Source organism: Natronorubrum texcoconense (assembly GCF_900100335.1).
Classification (GTDB): Archaea; Halobacteriota; Halobacteria; order Halobacteriales; family Natrialbaceae; genus Natronorubrum; species Natronorubrum texcoconense.
On sequence record NZ_FNFE01000005.1, the window covers coordinates 234,373 to 254,386 of the forward strand.

Below are 20,014 nucleotides of genomic sequence, written 5' to 3' on the forward strand. Positions count from 1 at the left end.
GACTTAGTACGATCAACGGACGGGTCGAACGGCTATCAACCACGCGAACAGTAAATCGATCGCCGGGCCCGAGTCACGACGGAGCGTTCCGAATCACAGATAATCCAGCAAGCGTGGGTGGATCGCGCACGTGGGAATGAACCGTCCCAAAAAGGGTGCGGTAGAGTTTGCAGAATAGAAAGAAATATATATTCACCCCATACATGGTATGTTATCGCAAGACCAACCATGACTGGCATTACGAGCGGCCGTCAGAGTAGACGACAGTATCTCATCGGCGCTGCAGCGGTCGGGACAGCGTCGATTGCAGGGTGTATGGGTGACAACGGTGCTGAGAGCTGGGTAATGGGTACCAGCGAACAGGGGACTTCGAGTTTCTCGATCGGGCAGGCACTGCAGAGCGTCCTCCGGAATAATAGCGACCAGGTCGAAGTCTCGGCACAGGCATCCGACGGACAGGTCGCCAACGCACGACAGCTCGGCGACACGTACGATCTCGCGTTGCTATCGAACAACATTCACTACGATTCACTGGAGGAGCGCGGGCCGTTCGCAGACGAGGCCCCGGATAACCCCGCCTATCTGGGCTTCTCTACGACGTCGTCCGAGTGTTTCATGGTCACGAGAGCCGACAGCGACATCGAAACGTACGACGACCTCGTCGGCGAGACGATAACGACGTTCGGCTCCGGTTCAGCTCTCTACCAGCTAACAGCGACGATATTCGAAGAGCTCGGCATCTACGACGACTACGATTATCGGGACATCCCGCTTAGTGACTTCGGCTCCGCACTCGATGAGGGCCGAATAGATGCCTGTGGGGCCTATACAACGCTTTTGGGAACGAGTATCTCCGGCGGGATGCAGGATCTCGAGAGCCGCGTCGACCTCCAGGCACTCGAGATGAGCGACGAACAGCAGGCAGCCGTCGAAGAGGTCGTCGCGCCGGAAGTGCAACAGATCTCGCCGGAGTCGTTCGACAACATCGACGACGTGCTCGCGTGGACCGACGTCGCAAACGTCGTGTTTGCGGATCACGTCCCCGAGGACCTCGCCGAACACGCGGTCGAGGTCTGGTTCGACAACTGGGGCGAAGTCCAAGAAGCGTACGGATCCATGCTCGACAACGAGGGCGACAATCTCCACAGTGGATTCCTCGACGGCCTTCCCGTCCATCCGGGCGCAGCAAACGTCTTCGAGGACCGCGGTGTAGAGACGGACGACTGGGACATCGGCTCGGTTTGAGCGGTCCTCGAATAGAAATAGTCTTCAATACAGCCACCACTACGTACCAATACGAATAATGTTCACTCGTCTCATGGGTCCCCTTGCTCGACTTGCACGACACGCAGACGTTACAGCAGTCGTCTACGGCCTCGCAATTCTATTCTGGGGATTCGTTACGTGGCATACTCTGCAGTGGCGGATTTCCCAGGCGCTGTTCGGCGTCATTGTTCTCGGATTCGCGCTTACGGTGTACTGTCTCGAGACGATCGCCGAAGCGTTCGAAGAAGGGGAACAGCGTCGTCTCGGACTCCTCACGCTTTCGCTCGCGATCGGTATCGTGACGACTGGATACATCGTCCTGAACTTTCAGGAACTCCAGACGGTACGGGTCGGCTATTCGACGACGATCGATTACGTTATCGCCGCTGCGTTTATCGCATCGATCATCTATCTGACCTACGACGCGTACGGACTCGGATTCGCATCGATGATCGTCGCGGTCATCATCTACAGCCAGTTCGGTTCCCTGTTTCCGGGGTGGCTTTCTCATGCCGGTCTGAGTTACGAACGCGGACTCGAGGTCGGGATGCTCGGAATCCAGGGCGTGTACGGAGATCTAACACAGGTCATGGGGACGATGGTCGCCCCGTTCCTGTTGCTCGCCGGTCTTATTCGATTGTTCGGCGGCTTCGGACTGATAATCCGGCTGTCGTTCTGGGTGTCACAGTACGTTAAATCGGGTATCGCTCAAATGGCCGTCATCAGTAGTATGCTAATCGGATCGATCAACGGGAGCGCCCTCGCCAATACGTCAATCACGGGTTCGTTCACGATCCCGGTATTGAAGAGCACCGGCATCAAGAAACAACAAGCGGCAGCAATAGAATCGGTCGCCTCGACGGGCGGCCAGATCATGCCGCCGGTGATGGGTGTCGCGGCGTTTCTAATGGCAGATATTCTTGCCCGGCCGCTAATCGATATTTTCATCGCTGCGGCCGTTCCGGCGCTGATATTCTACCTGACGATCGTCATTTCTGTCTACCAAATCGATCGGCAAAGCGACGTCGATGTCTCGGTTGACAGACAAAACCTGGTCGAGCGCGTCCCGGAGCTTGGGAAGTGGATCGATACCGATGGACAAAACCGATCGACCGTATACACTGTACTTGAGGTCACACAGTTCGTGCTTCCACTGGTAGTGCTGTTCTACTATCTCGCATACGTACAGACGACGGTCATGCGAGCAGGAATGTACGCTTCAGGCGTGATGGTTCTTACCGGCTGTGTGTTCACCGTGTTCGACAACTATTACGCGGACGATTCGTCGCTACAGGCATCGGGACGCGACGCAATCGAGAAACTGGCGGACGGAATGTACGACGGGCTCCACACGCTCGCTCCGTTAACGATCGTCGTCGCGGCTATCGGGCTGCTAGTCGATACACTGTTTACGACAGGCCTTCCGGCGACGCTGTCGTTCGCGCTTATCGACCTCTCCGGTGGGATCATGGCAATTCTGTTGATACTTACGATGATTCTCTGTATCATCCTGGGGATGGGAATGCCAACCAGCGCCTCGTACCTCGTCGTCGCGCTCCTGGTCGCGCCGAACCTCATCCAGTTTGGCATTCCAGAACTCTCCGCGCACTTCTTTGTGCTCTACTTCGCTATCCTCGCGGCGATTACGCCACCGATCGCTCCGGCGATCGTCATCGCGAGCGCCATCGCGGAATCGAACTTCTGGAAGAGCTGTCTGGAAGCGATCAAGATCTCGATGCCCGTATTTGCACTCCCGTTCGCGTTCGTCTACAACCCGTCGCTGGTCACTGACAGCCCCTCTCTCAATACGCTCTGGGCGGCGATATTTGTCGTCATCGGCGTCTTCGTTCTCTCGTACGGACTGAACTCGACCCGTCCGTTTCCGGTTCTTACGCGGATCAATCGGCGGGTCGCACTCGTTGGCTCTCAAGTATTCTTCACTGTCGTTGGGATCCTGATCATCGCGGTTCCGAAGTAAGCAATCGCGCTCGAGTGACTGTTTTGCCGTGGGGTAAGTGCGATTACCGTCACGATTCTCGAGAGCAATTTCTAACGTCCGCTAATACAACTGGTCGGCCGAGTTTGACGCAACGCTGTATCTACGGTGACGGATACGACGTTCTTAGCGAACGAACTCGGTCGTCCAGTAATTTCAGACGGATACAACTGGTTCGACGGTTCGATCCGTGCGGGTGAGACAGTTCCGCCAGCGCTCAAGCTGGCAAGACGGAGCCCGTTCATGACCGACAGCGTCCGTCCGAGACCCCATCAGAACTCGTGCTGAAGTAAGATCCACGCGTCCATGCGTTCCGCGGTACGTTTCCCGCGGCGACGCCGCCAGCATGGACCGAACCGAAGAGCCCGAACGCCGTATCGGTGGCGAGTTCGACCGCTTCGTCGACGTGCGAGAGCTGAATCACCAGTGACGGGGTGAACTCTGTTCGGTAATACTTGGCCTCGGACCGTCTAGTGAGGTAGATCGTTACGGTATTGAAATCTCGAGGGAGAGATATCGATGCTATCAAACTGAACCGCCACTGCCGATCCGAAATCCATGGAGTGCTCGCCGTCGGTATCGTCTACTATAGGTGAACGCTTCCACGGACGTTCGGTCAGTGGAAACAGCGTGAGTACGAATCTGGGATAAATCGAGTTGATCGCGTGAACGAGATGCGAACGGTCGTTTCTCACTGGACCGACCGTTACGCTCCGGGTTCGAACTGCGTCGACAGCCCGCCGATCATAGCCAGTCGGGGTCGACGTAATTGGCCGTCGCCTCCGATTCTGGCCAGATGACTTCCTGAACGCCGTCGCCCGCATCGTTTTCCTGCCACTGGAAGTACACCGGTCGGATGTTGTCTTCGCCGTAGATAACGTCGTGTGCGAACTCGTGGTTCGCGTCGTAGAACTCGATCGTTCCCGTGGTGCCGGTAACCGACGTTTGCTCGAGTGCATCGACGAGGGGGTCGGCCTCGAGCGTCTCGGCTCGTTGTGCCGCATCCGCGAACACCTCGATCGCGTCGTACGCGACGTATCCGCTGTAGACCGGTGCATCGCCGTCGAACAGCCGCTGATACTCCTCGACGAACGGCTGGGTCTTCTCGGTCAGTTCGCTGTTTGCGGTTGCGGTGGTGTAGCTCAACCCGTACTCACAGCGTCCATCGGTCAGGTCGTAGTACATGGGAAGTTGCATCGGGACGTGATTCCCGCCGAACGCGAACGCCCGTTGCTCGGTCGCCCAGTCCGCCAGGAGCTCGTTACCGGTGTGGGCCGCCGAGACGAACGCCGCGTCGGCACCGGACGCTTCGACGTCGTCGTAAATATCCCCGAAGTCGTTGGTCGCTGGCGGATACCGTTCCCACAGTGTCACGTCGACGCCGGTGTCGGCGAGATGCTCCCGATAAATCTCCCATGACCGTTCGACCCAGGCGTAGTCCTCGGCGAGGACGGCGATCGACTCCCAGCCGATCTCGCTCGCCATGTCCTCGAAGAAATCGAGTTGCATCTCGCCCATGAAGTGGGCGTTCTGGGGCCCCACCCGGAAGTGATATTTGTACGTCTCGTACTGTTCGCGGACGAGCTGATTCGGTAACAGCGGGACCGACCCCGCCGTAAGGTGAACCGTCTCCTGCTCGGCGATGTCATCCATCAGTCCGTTCAGCACTTCCGCCGTCGCCACGCCCATGGTGACGTCGACGTCCGCTTCGAGAATGAGGCGGTGATACGCCCGCCGCGCCTCGAGCGGACTCGCGTTCGTGTTGGCGACGATGAGTTCGACGTCCCGGTCGAGGATCCCGTTTGCTTCGTTAAGCTCGGCGGCGGCGACTTCGGCGCCGCGAACGATCGACTGGCCAGTGTGGTTGCTGTTCGGATTCGGCGTCAGAACGCCGATCCGTACCGGATCGGTATCGTCGGCTTCCCCGCCGATCATCTCGTAACTCCCCAGACAGCCCGCAAGCGAAATCGTGGTTGCGCCCGCCGTCGTCGTTTTGAGCAGTTGGCGGCGGTCGAGAGTACGTTGCCGGGTAGTGTCATTCGTACCGTCCGAACGCCCACCACGGTAGGTTTCGTCACCCATACTTACCGGAAGTTAAGATTCATTTCACTTAATACTACGTATTAACAATGGTGTCGAATTACGCCATCACGGTTACCAGATTCTGTTCTCCCAGGGAGAACTAGCTGTACTAATTTCGCCTATCATTCGTTCGAATCGGGACAGATTACGTTATGGTACCGACTATAATAGACTAGCTATGGAAACAGACGAGTTGGCCGGGCGGTCGGTCAAGTAGAACGGGACACTGTTCTCCAGTACCGAATCTTTGAAAGAGACAGACGTTACGGGAGTCACTGAACTCGCCGACCGGCTCGGGCTGGCCAAAAGCACGGTCCACAATCACCTCCTCAGCCTCGAGCGACACCGGTACGTCGTCAACGAGGGCGGCAGGTACCGGCTCGGCCTCGAGTTCTTCAACACGGCATCCACGTTCGCAATCAGTACGAGGTCTATCACGCCGCGAAAGACCGTATCGACAAGCTCGCCGAAGAGACCGACGAGGCGGCGTGGCTCATCGCCCACGAAAACGGACTCGGGATGTTCGTTTACGGCGTCCCGCGAAACGAGTCGTTCTCGTTCGATTCGACGATCGGAACCTGGTCTCCCTCCACGCGAACTCTGCCGAGAAGGTGATCCTGGCTCACCTCCCCGACGAGGAGATCGCGGCCGCCCTGGACTGCCACGGACTCCCCGCCCAGACGGAGAACACGATTACTGACGAAGACGAACTGTTCGCCGATCTCGAGGCCGTCGACGATATCGAACTGCGACTCGTCTACGGATGATCGGTCTCCCCTTGCAGATCACGAAAGCGTAGTTCTCGTTTTCCGTCGGTGAGAAAGGCAGTGAGGTACTGTGTCGAGCGTTTGAACGCCTGGTTCCAGAACTGATCAGGGGCGTTGTGTCGCTCGAGAAATCCCGTTCGGCAGACGGGAGTCGGTTACAGAAGACCCGCAAACGACACGATATGCGTCAGTGCCGCGCTGATGGGAATCAAGATGAGCGTTCGGACGACGAAAATCGCCGTGATATCTCGGAGCCGAACCGGAATGTCGTCGAACATGTCCATCATCATTGGACCGGATGCGGCGAGGAACAGGATCTGGCCACTGACGACCAGGATCACGAAGAACTGTGCGGCGGGCGCAATGCCGACTGCTGCCAGTGCACCGATGAAGACGTCGGCAAAGCCAAGAACGATCGCTGCGGCCACGACGTCCGCGTCTGGAATACCGAACAGTTCGATGACCGGAACGAGTGGGCTGGAAATCAGTTGGAAGAGTTGCGTGTTCTCGTAGACGACGAGTACGAGCGTTCCGATAGCGACGACGGTTCCGATAAGACTCGCCGTCAGGACGATGCCGTCAACGAGTCCTTTCCAACCAGCTCGCACCGACGATGTCCCCTTCGATTCCGCCATCGCCTCGCTGATACCGAGTCGGAAATAGTCGCCGATCGACCCCGTAAGGTCGGGTTCGACGTTCGGCTCGCTGATGTACTCCTCAGGAACTCGAGAGAGCGGCGGAATACGAACGGTGATGATCGCGGTAGCGACGATCGCGATCAGGTACGCGAGCAAGATCACGGGAAAGAGATGCAGCAGTTCGAAGGCAGAGGCGAACACGCCGAGAGTTCCGATGCTCGCCGTCCCGAAACACGAGCAGATGATGAAGACTTCGCGTTTGTTGTACCCCCCACGGTCGAAGACCGTTCGCGTGACGTAGAAGCCGATCGCGAACGAGCCCGCCCACGACGCGGCACTGTCGAGTGCAGATCGTCCGGGGAGTCCGAACAGCGGCTGCATCACGGGGCGGGCGAGGGTCCCGACGAACTCGAGAGCTCCACACTCGATGAGCATGTTGACGAAGATCGAGCCGAGCGGGATGATGATGACGACGCTCAGAATCAACGTCTCCCAGATCACGCCGGAGACGCCTGGATTCTGGATAAGTGTGGGTCCGACTCCCAGGAGATAGGCGGTCGCAAGTACCGTTCCGGCGAGGCGGAGGAACCAGAACGCCGCGTTCGTCTCCCAAACCTGTAAATCGAATCGGTTCGTGACGCTGTCATCGAACGTATAGAGGCCGCGACGATGGCTTTCCGCGATCGTCGTCATAATGGCGGCGCCGAAGATCATGAGCCATGCCAGGCCCAGCACGTACTGCGCGGCACCCTCCTCAATGTACGACACGAAGATATCGAACGGAACCGTTACAGCACCTTCCCACGGAACCGGAAGCACGAAGAAGGCTGTTCCCAGGACGAACACAGCGAGGAACCGTGCGAACGGGAGCCGTTCAGTTTCGTTGAGTGTCTCGTCGGCGATTGTTTTTTCATCGGGTTCGACTCCTTCCCACGTCTCCTCGTCGCTACGCCATGCATCTTGCCCAATCACATCAGATTATGTGCACACCACCCATGATAAATATATCGATGGGTGTTCGAATTCGAATTATTGTAATCATGCATGCGTATCGCGAGCGGGTCAGCTGACGAATCGATGCAGGTCGAACTAACTGGAGGATGTCACGTTCCATCAATAGCTGCATGCTGGTGGGTTGTCCAAAGATATATTTGTTGGAGCCACAGAGATATTTATGATGACAGTCAGCAGCATTCAGCGTGTAACAGTCCTCGGAGCAGGGAGTATGGGTCACGGGATCGCGGAGATCGCCGCGATCGGTGGCTACGACGTGACGATACGTGACATCGAGGACGACCTCGTCGAAGAAGGGTACGACAACATCGAATGGAGCGTCGAGAAACTCGCGGAGAAAGGACAGGTCGACGAGTCCGCCGACGAAATTCTCGGGCGAATCGAGACGATGACGGACCTCGCTGACGCAGTCTCCGACGCCGACCTCGTCATCGAGGCTGTTCCCGAGCAACTAGAGATCAAGGAGGACACGTTTTCGTCAGTCGACGAACACGCCCCCGACCACGCGATTCTCGCATCGAACACCTCGAGCCTCTCGATTTCGGATATCGCGTCGGCGACGGATCGGCCGGACCAGGTCGTCGGACTGCACTTCTTCAATCCGCCGGTGAAGATGGACCTCGTCGAAGTCACCTACGGCGAGGCGACGAGCGACGAGACAGCTGAACTGGCCTATGAATGGGTCGAATCGGTCGACAAGACGCCGATCTACGTCCGCAAGGACGTCCACGGTTTCGTCGTCAACACCGTCCTCGTCCCGTTCATGGAGGAGGCCGCGTGGATGCTCTCGAACGACGAAACCACAGTCCAGGAGGCGGACGCCGCGATGGTTTACGAACGAGGCTACCCGATGGGGCCGTTCGAACTCAACGACTTCGGCGGTATCGACATCGGCTACCACTTCCGTTCGGAGTCCGATCAGTCGGTTCCGCCGGTCGTCGAGGAGAAAGTCGAGAACGACCACCTCGGAAAGAAAAGCGGCAAAGGCTTCTACAACTACGACGACGGTGACGGCGTCGACTATAAGCCCGAGGACGCCGGACGCTACGACACCCTTCGAACGGAAGCCGTCATGATCAACAAGGCTGCCTGGCTCGTCGGCAACGACGTCGCCACGCCTGAAGAGATCGACATCGGTCTCCGCCTGGGCGGCAGTTTCCCGGAGGGGATGTGCCGGCGCGGTGACCGCATCGGACTCGACGTCGTCCTCGAGAAACTCGAGTCGCTCTCGGCGGAGTACGACGCGGAGCGCTACAAACCGACCGACTACCTCGTCGAACTCGTCGAAGAGGGCTGGACTGGCGAAGACGCCGGCAAGGGGTTCTACGACTACCGCGTTGATCCCCCGTACCATTACATCAACTGGGACGTCGACGACGACGGCGTCCTCGAGATCGAACTCGACCGCCAGGAGCGGCTGAACTCGATGTCCGACGATATGTTCATGGAGATCGACCGACTCCTGACCGACATCGATACCGACGACGTCCGCTGTGTCGTCTTCTCGGGCGCCGGGGACAAAGCGTTCAGCTCCGGGGCGGACATCACCGGCTTCACGGCCGACGATCCCGCCGAGATCATGGACGTCGACGAGATGTTCCAGACCGTCTACGAGTTCCCTCGGCCAACCGTCGCGAAGATCGACGGCTTCTGTCTCGGCGCCGGCATCGAACTCGCACTGGCCTGTGACATCCGTATTGCGACCGAGGGCTCGACGATCGGCACCCCCGAAACCGACCTCGGCGTGATTCCCGGCGGCGGTGCGACCCAGCGCCTCCTCCGTCTGATCGGCGAGGGCCGAACCAAGGAGATGGTCTACCGTGGGATGCAGTTCGACGCCGTCCAGGCCGAGGAGTGGGGCATCGTCAACCACGCCGTCTCCGACGACGAGTTCGACGACCGCGCCGGCGAGATCGTCGACGACCTCGTCTCCGGCCCGCCGGTCGCGCTCAAAGCCGCAAAGCAGGTCATTCAGGACGGCCAGGACGCCAGCCTCGAGGTCGCACTCGGGATGGAAAAACAGGCGTTCGCCGTCCTCGCGACCACCGACGACATGCTCGAGGGCGTGACGGCGTTCAGACAGAACCGCGAACCTCACTTCGAGGGTGAGTGATCGTGGCAGCTTCAGCGCGTAACGTCGCGATCGTCGGCGGCGGCACCTCGGAGTGGGGCGAACGCGACGCGACGTGGAAAGACCTCGCTCAGGAGGGCGGAAAGGCAACCTTCGATGCTGTTCCCGGTGTCGGCCCCGACGATATCGAGGGGCTGTTCGTCGGCACGGTCCAGCCGGAGCGGTTCGCCTACCAGTCACACGTCGCACCGATGGTCGCCGAGTTGCTCGGGATCGAAGTCACGGAGATGACCGCCCGGACCGAACTGGCGTGTGCCAGCGGGCAGGCAGCACTGCGCTACGCCTGGCTCGCCATCGCCGCCGGCCAGCTCGATACGGCACTCGTCCTCGGCGTCGAGAAGATGAACCTCGGCCGCGAACATATGCCCGAGATGCAGGCGTCGATGGCGAACGTCTTAGATCGGGAGTTCGACGGCGTCAACGGCCTCTCAGCGCCACCGTTTTTCGCGTGGTACGCCCAGCGACACATGCACGAACACGGGACGACCCGTGAACAGCTCTCGCTGGTCGCTGCCAAAAACAAGAGCCACGCCGCCAACACTGACTTCGCACAGTACCGCTCGGAGATCGATCCCGAGGACGTCACGGAGTCGCCGAAAATCGCGCCGCCGCTGCACCTCTACGACTGCAGCGGGATCACCGACGGCGCAACCGGCGTGATCCTCATGAGCGAGGAGAAGGCTCGCGAGGTCACCGACACGGCGGCCTGGATCACCGGCAGCGGCCAGTCCTCGATGGCGGGCAACTCGATCAACAACCTGCCGTCGTTCTCCGGCTGGCCGCAGGCTCGCAAGGCCTCCCAGAACGCCTACGAGCAGGCCGGCATCGAAGACCCCCTCGAGGAGATCGATATCGCCGAGGTTCACGACTGTTTCTCGATCAGCGAGATCATCGAGTACGAGGAACTCGGCTTCTGTGAGCGCGGCGAAGGCGGCCAGTTCATCGAGGACGGCCGCAGCCAGATCGACGGCGACGTCGCCGTCAACACCCGCGGCGGCCTCCTTGGATGTGGCCACCCGTTGGGCGCGACCGGCGTCTCCCAGGCCCTCGAGGTCACCCGCCAGTTCAACGGCGACGTCGAGAGCGACCGACAGGTAGACGACCCGACGACCGGACTCATCCACAACTTAAGCGGCAGCGGCTCGGTCCACAGCGTGATGGTCTTAGACCGTGATCCACAATGACTGACGCAGACACCAACGGCGGTAACACCGAACGCGAGCGCGTCTCGGTCCCCGACGAGGTCGAACTCCCCCGTCTGCTCGACTTCTACGAACTGCAGACGGAGGATCAGACGCAGATCCACGAGTTCTACGAGAACCTCCGGGACGGACAGCTGACGACCACGCAGTGTACCGACTGCGAGGCGATCCACTTCCCGCCTCGGATCGTCTGTCCCAAGTGTACCAGCGACGACCTCGAGTACGTCGACCTCCCCCACGAGGGCGAACTGTTCGCCTTCTCGGAGGTCCGTGGCGGCCTCCCGATGGGGCTGAGCGAGCACGACGTCCCCTACGTCGTCGGCGTCGTCGATCTCGGCCCCGTGCGACTCTCCGGGCGCGTCGACGACGCCGCCTACAGCGACCTCGAGATCGGCGACCCGGTCTCGCTGAAGATCGTCGAGATCGACGGCCCGACCGACGAAGAACGCGTCTTCTACCGCTTCGAACCACAGGACGGTGATTCACGATGAAAGACTACGAACTCACGCTTCAGGTCTTACTTGAACGGGCTACTGACCTGTTCGGCCACAAGGAAATCGTCTCGGAACTGCCGGACGGAACGACCCATCGATACACCTACAACGACGCCTACGACCGAATCGGCCAACTGGCCAACGCGCTCGACGAACTCGGCGTCGATCGCGGCTCACGCGTGTCGGTGATGGCGATCAATCACTACCGCCACTACGAGCTGTACTTCGCTCCCTCGTGTAGCGGTCGGAGCATCCACATGACCAACCACATGCTCCCCGAGGAACACCTCGTCGAAATCGTCAACGAGGCCGAGGACGAGGTCGTCTTCGTCGATCCCGAGTTCGTCGAGACCGTCGAGGCCGTCGCCGACGACTTCGAGACGGTAGCGCACTACGTCATCTTGGACGATGAGGTCCCCGAAACCGACCTCGAGCCGGTCGTCGCTTACGAGGATCTTCTGGAGGGACAGGACACCGACTACGACTGGCCCGATATCGACGAGGACGAGGAGGCCGGCATCTGTTACACCTCCGGAACCACGGGGCTGCCCAAAGGTGCCGCCTACTCCCATCGAGACCTCTACCTGCACTCGCTGACCCACGGCCACGTCGACGTGTTCGAGGTCGGCGAGAACGACGCCGTGATGCCCGTCGTCCCGATGTACCACGTCAACGGCTGGGGACTCCCGTATTCGGCGACGCTATCGGGCTCGAAGCTCGTGTTGCCGGGAAACAACACCGACGCCGAAGGGATCGCACAGCTCATCGATCGGGAGAACGTGACCGTCACCGCCGCCGTGACGACGGTGTGGATCGAGATGGCCCAGTTCTACGACGACCGAGACGATATCGAACTCGCGAGCCTCGATCGAGTTCTCATCGGCGGCACGTCACCGCCGGAGTGGCTCATGGAGAAGTTCGATAAGGAGATCGGCGCACCGATCCATCAGGGCTACGGGATGACCGAGGCGGCACCGCATCTCGTCAACACGATGACGACATCAGAGGTCGCGGAGCTCCCGGAGAGCGAGCGATACCACCAGCAGATGAAGCCCGGAATCCCCGCGCCCGGCGTCCGGATCCGCCTGCGCACGCCGGGCGGAGAACCGGTTCCCCACGACGGAGAGTCGACCGGCGAGATCCAGGCGCGGTCACCGTGGCTCATCGACGAGTATTACGCGCGCCCCCAGGAGACCGAGGCGTCGTTCACTGACGACGGCTGGTTCAAGACCGGAGACGTCGGTACCATCGACGAGTACGGCTATCTCGATGTCGTCGACCGCCTCGACGACGTCATCAAAAGCGGCGGGGAGTGGATCTCGTCGCTGGAACTCGAGAACGAGCTCATGGCCCACGACGCCGTCGAAGAGGCGACGGTGATCAACATGGAACACGAGAAGTGGGACGAGCGGCCGATCGCGTACGTCGTCCAGCGGAGCGAGGTCACCGAGGACGAGCTGAACGAACACCTGTTAGAGCGGTTCCCGAAGTGGTGGCTACCGGACGAGATCGTCTTCATCGAGTCGATTCCGAAGACGACGACCGGGAAGTTCGACAAGAAGGTGCTTCGCGACGAGTTCAAGTCCGAATACGGGGAGCTCCCGGTCGACCAGTAGACGCGTCGCCAACCGATTTTTTGGTTCGTTTCGTTCGTCCAGGGGTACCGCTCCACTCACTCGTTCGTCGACTCGGCCTCAGTGTCGCAGGCTCCGTTGGAAGAACTGCTCCATGTCACTGAGAGAGGCTACTCGACCGTCCTGAACCCGTTCCTGTGGCGCGTTGGGCGACGGGCGACAGTGGACCGTTCTGGCGGTTCCCATCGCGGGTGGCTTGCTGGAAAGTGCCGAATAGACTGCCTCGGAGGAGTGACCGAGCGACTCGAGTTCGTAGTACGTCGTCTCGTGGCAGACGTCGAGGGCTGTTTCGTACATGAGTTCGCTCTGTCCGTAGCCGACGAGGCCGTCCTCGTTGCCGTGGTAGAGCAAGAGCGGTGGGTCGTCAGGATCCAGATACTCGACCGGGCTCGCGTACATTCCGGCCTCGGGGTTCTCCGCGATGGGTTCCCCGACGAGCATCGATTCCGGAGCGTCCGCTTCCTCGTACGGCATCTCACTGTCCGGCGGTGCGGTTTCAACCATCTTGTGTAGCGCCATGATTCCGTACCAGGATGCTGCAGCCTGTACGTTGCTCGAGTAGCTAGCGTACGGACCGTCAGCCGTGAACTCGTCGACGTCATTCGTAACCCCTGCCAGTGCAGCGAGGTGGCCACCAGCGGAGACCCCCCAGACACCGACGTTGCCTGTGTCGAGTCCGTACTCGTCCGCGTGAGCGCGGAGCCACCGGATAGCGGCGTTGACGTCGTGAATCTGTGCGGGGAAAAGCGCCTCCGAGATGAACCGATACTCGATACTGGCGACGGCGAACCCCTGTCGTGCGAAGTGCTCGAGAATCTCTCGGTCCGTTTCTTTCGTTCCGAACATCCACATTCCGCCGTGTATGTACACGAGTACGGGAACCGGATGGGGATCGCGTTGCTCCGGGAGATAGAGGTCGAGACGCAGTTCCCCCTCTCCGTGGCCCTCGCGGTCAACTTCAGGACGTTCAGCGAACGTGAGGTTTTCGTACGTTTCGATTCCGTTTGCGGGCGTTGCTGGCTTTCCCGCCACAGTTCCAGCCGACAGTGCAAGCGCTGATCCGGCGATACCGAGTCCGCGAAGGACCGATCTTCGGGACGCACCACGGTTCTTCTTATGATTGATCATTGTCAACATGCGGTAATGATGTCGGAGCAACACATATATGTTGTGACGATCATCAAAATCGTACGGTGTGTCGGGAGAGAAGACATGTATGTATTTTATTGTCAAATGCAGTATCCGCGATTCCAAAGACTGCAACGAAAGAAAGCGGTGCAGTGCAGGACCCAATACGAGGAGAGGTGCCGATCTCAGGCCGGCAGCTCCCGGCCGTAGAGCCCGGTCGGTCTGACCAGCAACACGACGACGACGACCAGTAACGCGGTCATCCCGCTGAGTCGCGGCGATATGGCCGAGGTGGTAAACACCTCGAGAAAGCCAATGATGTACGCTGCGACGAGGCTACCCCGGATCGAGCCGATGCCGCCGAGGATGACGATCGCGAACGCGAGGACGAGGGGCGTCATCCCCATGTCGTACGACGCGGCGCGGAACGAGCCGTAGAGTACGCCGGCGGAGCCGGCGAGCAGTCCGGCCACGCCCCAGGTCAGCAGCGTGATGTCGCCGGTCTTGATGCCGACCAGTGCGGCGCCCTTCTCGTTCATGCTGGTGGCGATGATCGCCTGTCCGCGCTTCGTGTGGTTGACGAAGACGAACAGCGCGCCGATAAACACCCACGAGAGGACGAATATCAGCAGATTATTGTACAGGAGCGAGACGCTGCCGATCGAGGTACTTCCGGCGAGGAGCGACGGGACCGAGCGCGGCTCGGAGCCGATTCCGGCCCGAAACGAGTACTCGATGACGAACCACGCCAACAGCGTCAGTATTAACACGTTTATCGGGTCGTCGATGTGTCTGACGAAGACCTGGTAGAGCAGGACGTGGAAGACCGCGCCGGCGACGGTACCCGCCAGCAGCCCGATCCAGACCCCACCGCCCCATCCGGCGACGAACCAGGCGGTAAACGCGCCGATCGTAATCGTCGCACCGTGTGCGAGGTTCGCCTGGCCAGCGACGCCGAAGACGAGGGTAAATCCGACCGCGATGAGCGCGTACAGCGATCCGAGGATGATCGTGTTGGCGGCGATGCCGACGATATCGACCATGGATCAGAACCACTCGGGCTCCTGGTACTCCGAGGTCGCCAGATCCTCGGGGTGGATGACCTGCTGAAGCCCCTCGCCGTCGTCTTCCTCCTGCCACTGGAAGTTGATTCGCCGAAGGTAGTCCTCCCCGAACTTCGCGTCGTGTGGGTACTCGTGGTCCTCGTCGTTGAACTCGATCCGACCGCGCGTTCCCACGTAAGAGGCGTCAGCCAGCGCCGGGACGACCTCTTCGGAGTCCGTCGTCCCCAGCTCTTCGACGACCTCAGCCCACATCATGATCCCGTCGTAGGTCGCGTACGAGAAGGCATCGTTCGGATAGACGTCGAACTCGTCGTTGTACCGCTCCGCGAAGGCTGTCGTGTGCTCGGAGAGATCCGCGGTGTGGACCGCGGGCGCGTTACTGATTGCGTACTGGTTGTCGCCGTCGAACGCTTCGTAGGAGCCCGGATCGACGATCTGAGAGATCTGACCACATATCGAGAACTCACGTTCCTCGTCTCGCCACTGGATCATCGCCGGTCCCGCACTGTGGGCCTGTGCCATCACGACGGCGTCCGCGTCCTCGCCCTCGATGTTGTCGAACAGCGGCGTGAAGTTCTCCGTATCTGCCGGATATCGCTCGTTGTAGACGACCTCGAGGCCGGCGTCTTCGAGCAGGTCGGGGAGGGCGTTCGTGAACGACTGGGTCCACTCGAACTCCTCGCAGAGTATAGCGACCTGATCCCAATCCTCCTCCTCTTGCATGTGCGCGGCGAGATCCGAGATCGACTCGATCCAGCGGGTCGCGTTCCCGTACGGACGGAACTGATACTTGTACTGCTCGTAGTCGTCCGCCAGCATCTCGGCGATCGTCGGCGACGTGTGGCCGCCGCTCATGTGAACCGTCTGGTGGTCGGCGATGTCGGACATGAGGGCGGTCATCACCTCAGTGACGAACACGCCCGCCGTTACGTCGACGTTCTCCTCGACGACGAACTCGAGATACCGGTCCGAGGCGGTCGAGGAACTCCCCTGCGTGTCCGCGACGAGCAACTCCACGTCCTCGTCGAGGACGCCACCGTCATCGTTGAGATCGCTGACGGCCAACTCGGCAGCCTGCTGCTGTGCGGTCCCCTGGGGAGCGCTCCCGGGGTCGTACGCGAGCAGCCCGATCTTGATTTCGTCGTCGTCGTCGCTATCCCCCATCCCGCCGATACAGCCGGCGAGTGAGGTGGTCGCGCCGATACCAGCTAGACCGACGAACTGCCGTCTGTTCAGTTTCCCAGGGACACCTGTGATATGCCTTTGATTACCACGCATATGAACCGAGTGTTTCTAATACCAAATAAAACTACCGGCAATGTGGTGTGCCGAGGCCGACGACGGTCGCCCGAGTACGCGTTAGCAGATACAGCAAACGAAATGATAAGCAGGAACAGACCATGGTAGAAACATATATAGTGGCGCGCCAGACATATACTGTCGAAGATCAAGTGAACACATGACACAGGTAGACCTCGAACCACGGTACGTCGTCGGCATTGTTTGCTTCATTGGGCTCATTTCGGCGCCGTTCCTCCTCCCGATACTCACGCTCAGACAGCTCACCGCGGCGCTGTTCCTCGGGATGTTCGCGATGAGTTGGGACTACGTCTCCGGCTACACAGGCCAGTTGAGCTTCGGGCACAGCATGTTCTTCGGGATCGGTGGCTACACTGCAGCGGTGCTCAATCTCGAACTCGGTCTCACACCGGTGCTGGCGATTCTCGTCGGAACGATCGCTGCGGGCATCGCAGGACTCGCCGTCGGATTTCCGGCACTCCGCCTCGAGGGACCGTATCTGGCGCTCATCACGCTGATCGCACCGCTCGTGCTCGTCCAGATCGTCAACATCTTCCCCGGAACGTTGGGTGGCGACGCGGGACTTCCGAGTCCGGCGGGCCTGGTCTCGGTCGACGAGCCCATCGGGATCCTCTCGACGATCGGCTTCGAAACGGTGTTCGTTCACGAGACGATCGTGTACTATTACCTCGCGCTAGCACTCTTTCTGGCGATATACGCCCTCTTCTACGTCTTCACGCGGTCGTACGTCGGCTCGATATTCACGGCGATCCACGAGGACGAAGACGCGGTCCGATCCGTCGGCATCAACGCGGCGAAATTCAAGGTGTTCGCGTTCACGATGAGCGGGACGGTCGGCGGGCTGGCGGGCGCGGCGTTCGTACACACCGCCGGAGAGCCCAATCCCGGAGAGATCCTTAGTATCGTCGTCAGCATCGAAGTCGTTCTGGTCAGTATCCTCGGTGGCATGGGGACGATCACCGGTCCCGCTGCCGCGGGGATCGTCTACTACTTCGTTCGGGACGCGCTCCAGACCAGTTCCCTGACGATTCCCGTCCTCGACGCCACGGTCGGGCATATCTCGATGGCGCTATTCTTCGCGATTGCGCTACTCGTCCTCTTCTTCCTGCCGAAGGGGGCGCTTCCCTGGGTCACCGAGTGGAGCCGAGACATACTCGAACGACGAAGCCAGCGGTCGGAGTCGCCATCGTAACCGACGGAGGAACACGAATGAGTACGCATACAACGCAATCGGCCCATGACGAAGCACAGACGACCGACATCCTCCGACTCGAAGATGTCACGAAACAGTTCGGGAACGTTACCGCGGTAGACAACCTCTCCTTTAGCGTCAGCGAGCGAGAGATACTCGGATTCATCGGTCCAAACGGCGCCGGAAAGTCGACGACGTTCGACTGCGTCTCCGGGACGATGGCGCCGACGGACGGCGAGATATACTACCGCGGCGAGAACGTCACCGGCGTCCCACAGCACGCCCTCGTGGAGAAGGGGATCGCACGGACCTACCAGACGTTCCGCCCGCTGAACGACCGAACGGTACTGGAAAACATCGCGCTCTCACAGATGCCCAACTCGCTGTTCTCGTTCGCGGATTTCCGCGCCGACACGGAACAGCGAGCCCGAGAGATCTGCGAGCAGGTCGGACTGGGCGACGTGGTCGACCAGACGCCCGACGAACTTCCCCACGCCGGAATGCTCCGGCTCGAGATCGGACGGGCACTCGGAACCGATCCGGATTTGCTGTTGGTCGACGAGCCGTTCGCCGGACTCACGTCCGACGAAATCGACCGCACCGCCGACCTGTTCACCTCGCTCCGCGAGGGTGGGATGACGCTGGTCGTGATCGACCACAACATGCACGGGCTGCTCGACCTCGTCGACCGCGTTATCGTCATCTCCTTCGGCGAGAAGATTGCCGAGGGGACGCCGGCGGAGATCCGCGACGATCCGACCGTCCAGGAGGCCTACCTCGGGGGTGAGATTTAAATGGCGGACGACTCGCGCGAATCGATGCTCTCGGTTTCGGATCTCTCCGTCTCCTACGGGAAGGTGACGGCACTCGATGGCGTCGACCTCGACGTCCCGTCCGGTGAGACGATCGGCGTCATCGGACCGAACGGTGCGGGCAAGTCGACGCTGGTCGACACCATCGGCGGCTTCCTCGATTACGAGGGCTCGATCACCTATCGCGGTCTGGAGGTCTCGGAGACGGATACGCCGACGCTGATCGAAAACGGGCTGTTCTACTGCACCGAGCGGCGGGACCTGTTCGGCCAGATGTCCGTCGAACAGAACCTCCGCCTCGGATCGTACCTCAACGACGAGGGCGAAGACGAGCGACTCGAGGAGGTCTTCGACCTGTTCCCGCGACTCGAAGAGCGCCGATCACAGGAAGCGGAGAGTCTGAGCGGCGGCGAACAACAGATGCTGTCGCTCGGCCGCGGTCTGATGAGCGATCCGGAGTTTCTCGTTCTGGACGAACCGTCGATCGGACTGGCGCCGGTCGTTCTCGACGACATCAGCGAGGCGCTAACGTCGATTCAGGAACTCGACGTCACGATCCTACTCTGTGAGCAGAACCTCACGTTCGCCCTCGAACACGCCGACCGACTCACGCTCCTCGAGAACGGAACGGTACAGCGATCCGGAACGACGGCGGAGCTTCAGTCGGACGAACTCGTCGAATCGTACATCGGTGGCTGACGGGGGGTTCGGCTCAGCCCACGTCATACGGAGCCACGAAGCATTGGAGGGCGATTTTGGTGCGACTGTGACTGTTCTCGATTGCGCCGAGTGACCGGTATACCTGCCCGTATCAGTCCGGTTCCCAGCCGCCGTGACGCTCCAATCTCGTTTTCGAATTCCGTCTGTCCATATTAGATGGGCGTTTCTTACCGACTGCCGCACCGATGGTCCGACGTGTCGTGAGCCAGTTTGTGGTTGCTCGAACCGTTCCCTACAGGGTCTGGGCCCGTCTCAGGAACCGGTTGGTGACTGGTTGGTCACCGACCGATGGTCGGTCGAACTGGCGAACCCTATTCCGCCGATCCGCGAATCTTCTCATGCCAGTCGTTCACGCACCACATTCGTTCGTCATCGTCTCCCATCGAGCGACCGAACATGCAGTGCCAGTCGATGACGACCGCTGTATTCGTCTACTAGTAGTAGACATCGTCTCGTACACGCCCAAGTTTCGGCTGCCGCTTCGGATTGATTACAGCGGTACTATTGTAATCGACGGTGGAACGAACGGAGACTCATCGCAGATCGCCCGAGAG

At 60.2% G+C, this 20,014-nt stretch carries 16 protein-coding genes and 1 pseudogene; 11 read left to right on the forward strand and 6 right to left on the reverse strand.

Going from position 1 to position 20,014, the window contains the following annotated elements:
• Positions 1–228 precede the first annotated feature (228 nt).
• Both BLT08_RS15910 and BLT08_RS15915 read left to right on the forward strand, forming a co-directional pair.
• Complete coding sequence (locus BLT08_RS15910; protein ID WP_090309793.1) at positions 229–1,245, forward strand: TAXI family TRAP transporter solute-binding subunit; 1,017 nt, start codon at positions 229–231, stop codon at positions 1,243–1,245.
• A 73-nt stretch (positions 1,246–1,318) separates the two neighbouring features.
• Positions 1,319–3,244 carry a TRAP transporter permease gene (locus tag BLT08_RS15915; RefSeq protein WP_175529343.1) on the forward strand — a complete coding sequence of 642 codons (1,926 nt, stop codon included), beginning with the start codon at positions 1,319–1,321 and terminating at the stop codon, positions 3,242–3,244.
• A gap of 762 nt (positions 3,245–4,006) precedes the next feature.
• Here the strand turns inward: BLT08_RS15915 and BLT08_RS15920 are convergent.
• On the reverse strand, positions 4,007–5,344 hold the full coding sequence (locus BLT08_RS15920) for an ABC transporter substrate-binding protein (RefSeq protein WP_090309799.1): 1,338 nt from the start codon (positions 5,342–5,344) through the stop codon (positions 4,007–4,009).
• Between the two features lie 247 nt (positions 5,345–5,591).
• On the opposite strand from BLT08_RS15920, the pseudogene BLT08_RS23450 reads away from it, so the two are divergent.
• Positions 5,592–5,654, forward strand: a pseudogene (locus tag BLT08_RS23450) (hypothetical protein); the annotation flags it as partial.
• Between the two features lie 11 nt (positions 5,655–5,665).
• On the opposite strand, the gene BLT08_RS23455 reads toward BLT08_RS23450, so the two are convergent.
• On the reverse strand, positions 5,666–5,848 hold the full coding sequence (locus tag BLT08_RS23455) for a hypothetical protein (protein ID WP_245724259.1): 183 nt from the start codon (positions 5,846–5,848) through the stop codon (positions 5,666–5,668).
• Positions 5,849–5,955: 107 nt separating this feature from the next.
• Here BLT08_RS23455 and BLT08_RS23460 point away from each other — a divergent pair, with 107 nt between their 5' ends.
• Positions 5,956–6,111, forward strand: a complete 156-nt coding sequence (locus BLT08_RS23460) for an IclR family transcriptional regulator C-terminal domain-containing protein (protein ID WP_245724245.1) — start codon at positions 5,956–5,958, stop codon at positions 6,109–6,111.
• A 155-nt stretch (positions 6,112–6,266) separates the two neighbouring features.
• On the opposite strand, the gene BLT08_RS15930 is transcribed toward BLT08_RS23460, so the two are convergent.
• The gene (locus BLT08_RS15930) at positions 6,267–7,721 is read right to left on the reverse strand and encodes a YjiH family protein (protein ID WP_090309804.1); all 1,455 of its coding nucleotides are present in this window, start codon (positions 7,719–7,721) and stop codon (positions 6,267–6,269) included.
• A gap of 205 nt (positions 7,722–7,926) precedes the next feature.
• On the opposite strand from BLT08_RS15930, the gene BLT08_RS15935 reads away from it, so the two are divergent.
• The 4 genes from BLT08_RS15935 to BLT08_RS15950 are packed head-to-tail and all read left to right on the forward strand — an operon-like array spanning position 7,927 to position 13,206.
• Positions 7,927–9,876 (forward strand): 3-hydroxyacyl-CoA dehydrogenase/enoyl-CoA hydratase family protein, encoded by a 1,950-nt coding sequence (locus BLT08_RS15935; protein ID WP_090309807.1) that lies wholly within the window; start codon positions 7,927–7,929, stop codon positions 9,874–9,876.
• Positions 9,877–9,878: 2 nt separating this feature from the next.
• Entirely contained in the window at positions 9,879–11,078 is a 1,200-nt protein-coding gene (locus tag BLT08_RS15940; protein WP_090310152.1) for a thiolase C-terminal domain-containing protein, read from the forward strand.
• Positions 11,075–11,587, forward strand: a complete 513-nt coding sequence (locus BLT08_RS15945) for a Zn-ribbon domain-containing OB-fold protein (protein WP_090309810.1) — start codon at positions 11,075–11,077, stop codon at positions 11,585–11,587. Before BLT08_RS15940 ends, BLT08_RS15945 begins: the two co-directional genes overlap by 4 nt.
• Positions 11,584–13,206, forward strand: coding sequence for a long-chain fatty acid--CoA ligase (locus BLT08_RS15950; protein WP_090309814.1), 1,623 nt, complete (start codon positions 11,584–11,586; stop codon positions 13,204–13,206). The genes BLT08_RS15945 and BLT08_RS15950 overlap by 4 nt, the downstream gene beginning before the upstream one ends.
• Positions 13,207–13,284: 78 nt before the next feature.
• Here BLT08_RS15950 and BLT08_RS15955 read toward each other — a convergent pair whose 3' ends face one another.
• The 3 genes from BLT08_RS15955 to BLT08_RS15965 form a co-directional block, all read right to left on the reverse strand.
• On the reverse strand, positions 13,285–14,256 hold the full coding sequence (locus BLT08_RS15955) for an alpha/beta hydrolase family protein (RefSeq protein ID WP_175529344.1): 972 nt from the start codon (positions 14,254–14,256) through the stop codon (positions 13,285–13,287).
• 281 nt (positions 14,257–14,537) lie between these two features.
• On the reverse strand, positions 14,538–15,395 hold the full coding sequence (locus BLT08_RS15960) for a branched-chain amino acid ABC transporter permease (RefSeq protein WP_090309820.1): 858 nt from the start codon (positions 15,393–15,395) through the stop codon (positions 14,538–14,540).
• Between the two features lie 3 nt (positions 15,396–15,398).
• A complete protein-coding gene (locus BLT08_RS15965; RefSeq protein ID WP_090309823.1) occupies positions 15,399–16,694 on the reverse strand; it encodes an ABC transporter substrate-binding protein in 1,296 nt (431 codons plus the stop codon).
• Between the two features lie 181 nt (positions 16,695–16,875).
• Here BLT08_RS15965 and BLT08_RS15970 point away from each other — a divergent pair, with 181 nt between their 5' ends.
• The 3 genes from BLT08_RS15970 to BLT08_RS15980 are packed head-to-tail and all read left to right on the forward strand — an operon-like array spanning position 16,876 to position 19,439.
• On the forward strand, positions 16,876–17,928 hold the full coding sequence (locus tag BLT08_RS15970) for a branched-chain amino acid ABC transporter permease (RefSeq protein ID WP_090309827.1): 1,053 nt from the start codon (positions 16,876–16,878) through the stop codon (positions 17,926–17,928).
• Positions 17,929–17,945: 17 nt separating this feature from the next.
• Positions 17,946–18,722, forward strand: a complete 777-nt coding sequence (locus tag BLT08_RS15975) for an ABC transporter ATP-binding protein (RefSeq protein WP_090309830.1) — start codon at positions 17,946–17,948, stop codon at positions 18,720–18,722.
• Positions 18,723–19,439, forward strand: coding sequence for an ABC transporter ATP-binding protein (locus BLT08_RS15980; protein WP_090309834.1), 717 nt, complete (start codon positions 18,723–18,725; stop codon positions 19,437–19,439).
• Positions 19,440–20,014: the final 575 nt, after the last annotated feature.

Coding starts and splice junctions, on each gene's coding strand:
- BLT08_RS15910 (WP_090309793.1), top strand. CDS start 229: ATGACTGGCATTACGAGCGGCCGTCAGAGTAGACGACAGTATCTCATC.
- BLT08_RS15915 (WP_175529343.1), top strand. CDS start 1,319: ATGGGTCCCCTTGCTCGACTTGCACGACACGCAGACGTTACAGCAGTC.
- BLT08_RS15920 (WP_090309799.1), bottom strand. CDS start 5,344: ATGGGTGACGAAACCTACCGTGGTGGGCGTTCGGACGGTACGAATGAC.
- BLT08_RS15935 (WP_090309807.1), top strand. CDS start 7,927: ATGACAGTCAGCAGCATTCAGCGTGTAACAGTCCTCGGAGCAGGGAGT.
- BLT08_RS15945 (WP_090309810.1), top strand. CDS start 11,075: ATGACTGACGCAGACACCAACGGCGGTAACACCGAACGCGAGCGCGTC.
- BLT08_RS15950 (WP_090309814.1), top strand. CDS start 11,584: ATGAAAGACTACGAACTCACGCTTCAGGTCTTACTTGAACGGGCTACT.
- BLT08_RS15960 (WP_090309820.1), bottom strand. CDS start 15,395: ATGGTCGATATCGTCGGCATCGCCGCCAACACGATCATCCTCGGATCG.
- BLT08_RS15965 (WP_090309823.1), bottom strand. CDS start 16,694: ATGCGTGGTAATCAAAGGCATATCACAGGTGTCCCTGGGAAACTGAAC.
- BLT08_RS15970 (WP_090309827.1), top strand. CDS start 16,876: ATGACACAGGTAGACCTCGAACCACGGTACGTCGTCGGCATTGTTTGC.
- BLT08_RS15975 (WP_090309830.1), top strand. CDS start 17,946: ATGAGTACGCATACAACGCAATCGGCCCATGACGAAGCACAGACGACC.
- BLT08_RS15980 (WP_090309834.1), top strand. CDS start 18,723: ATGGCGGACGACTCGCGCGAATCGATGCTCTCGGTTTCGGATCTCTCC.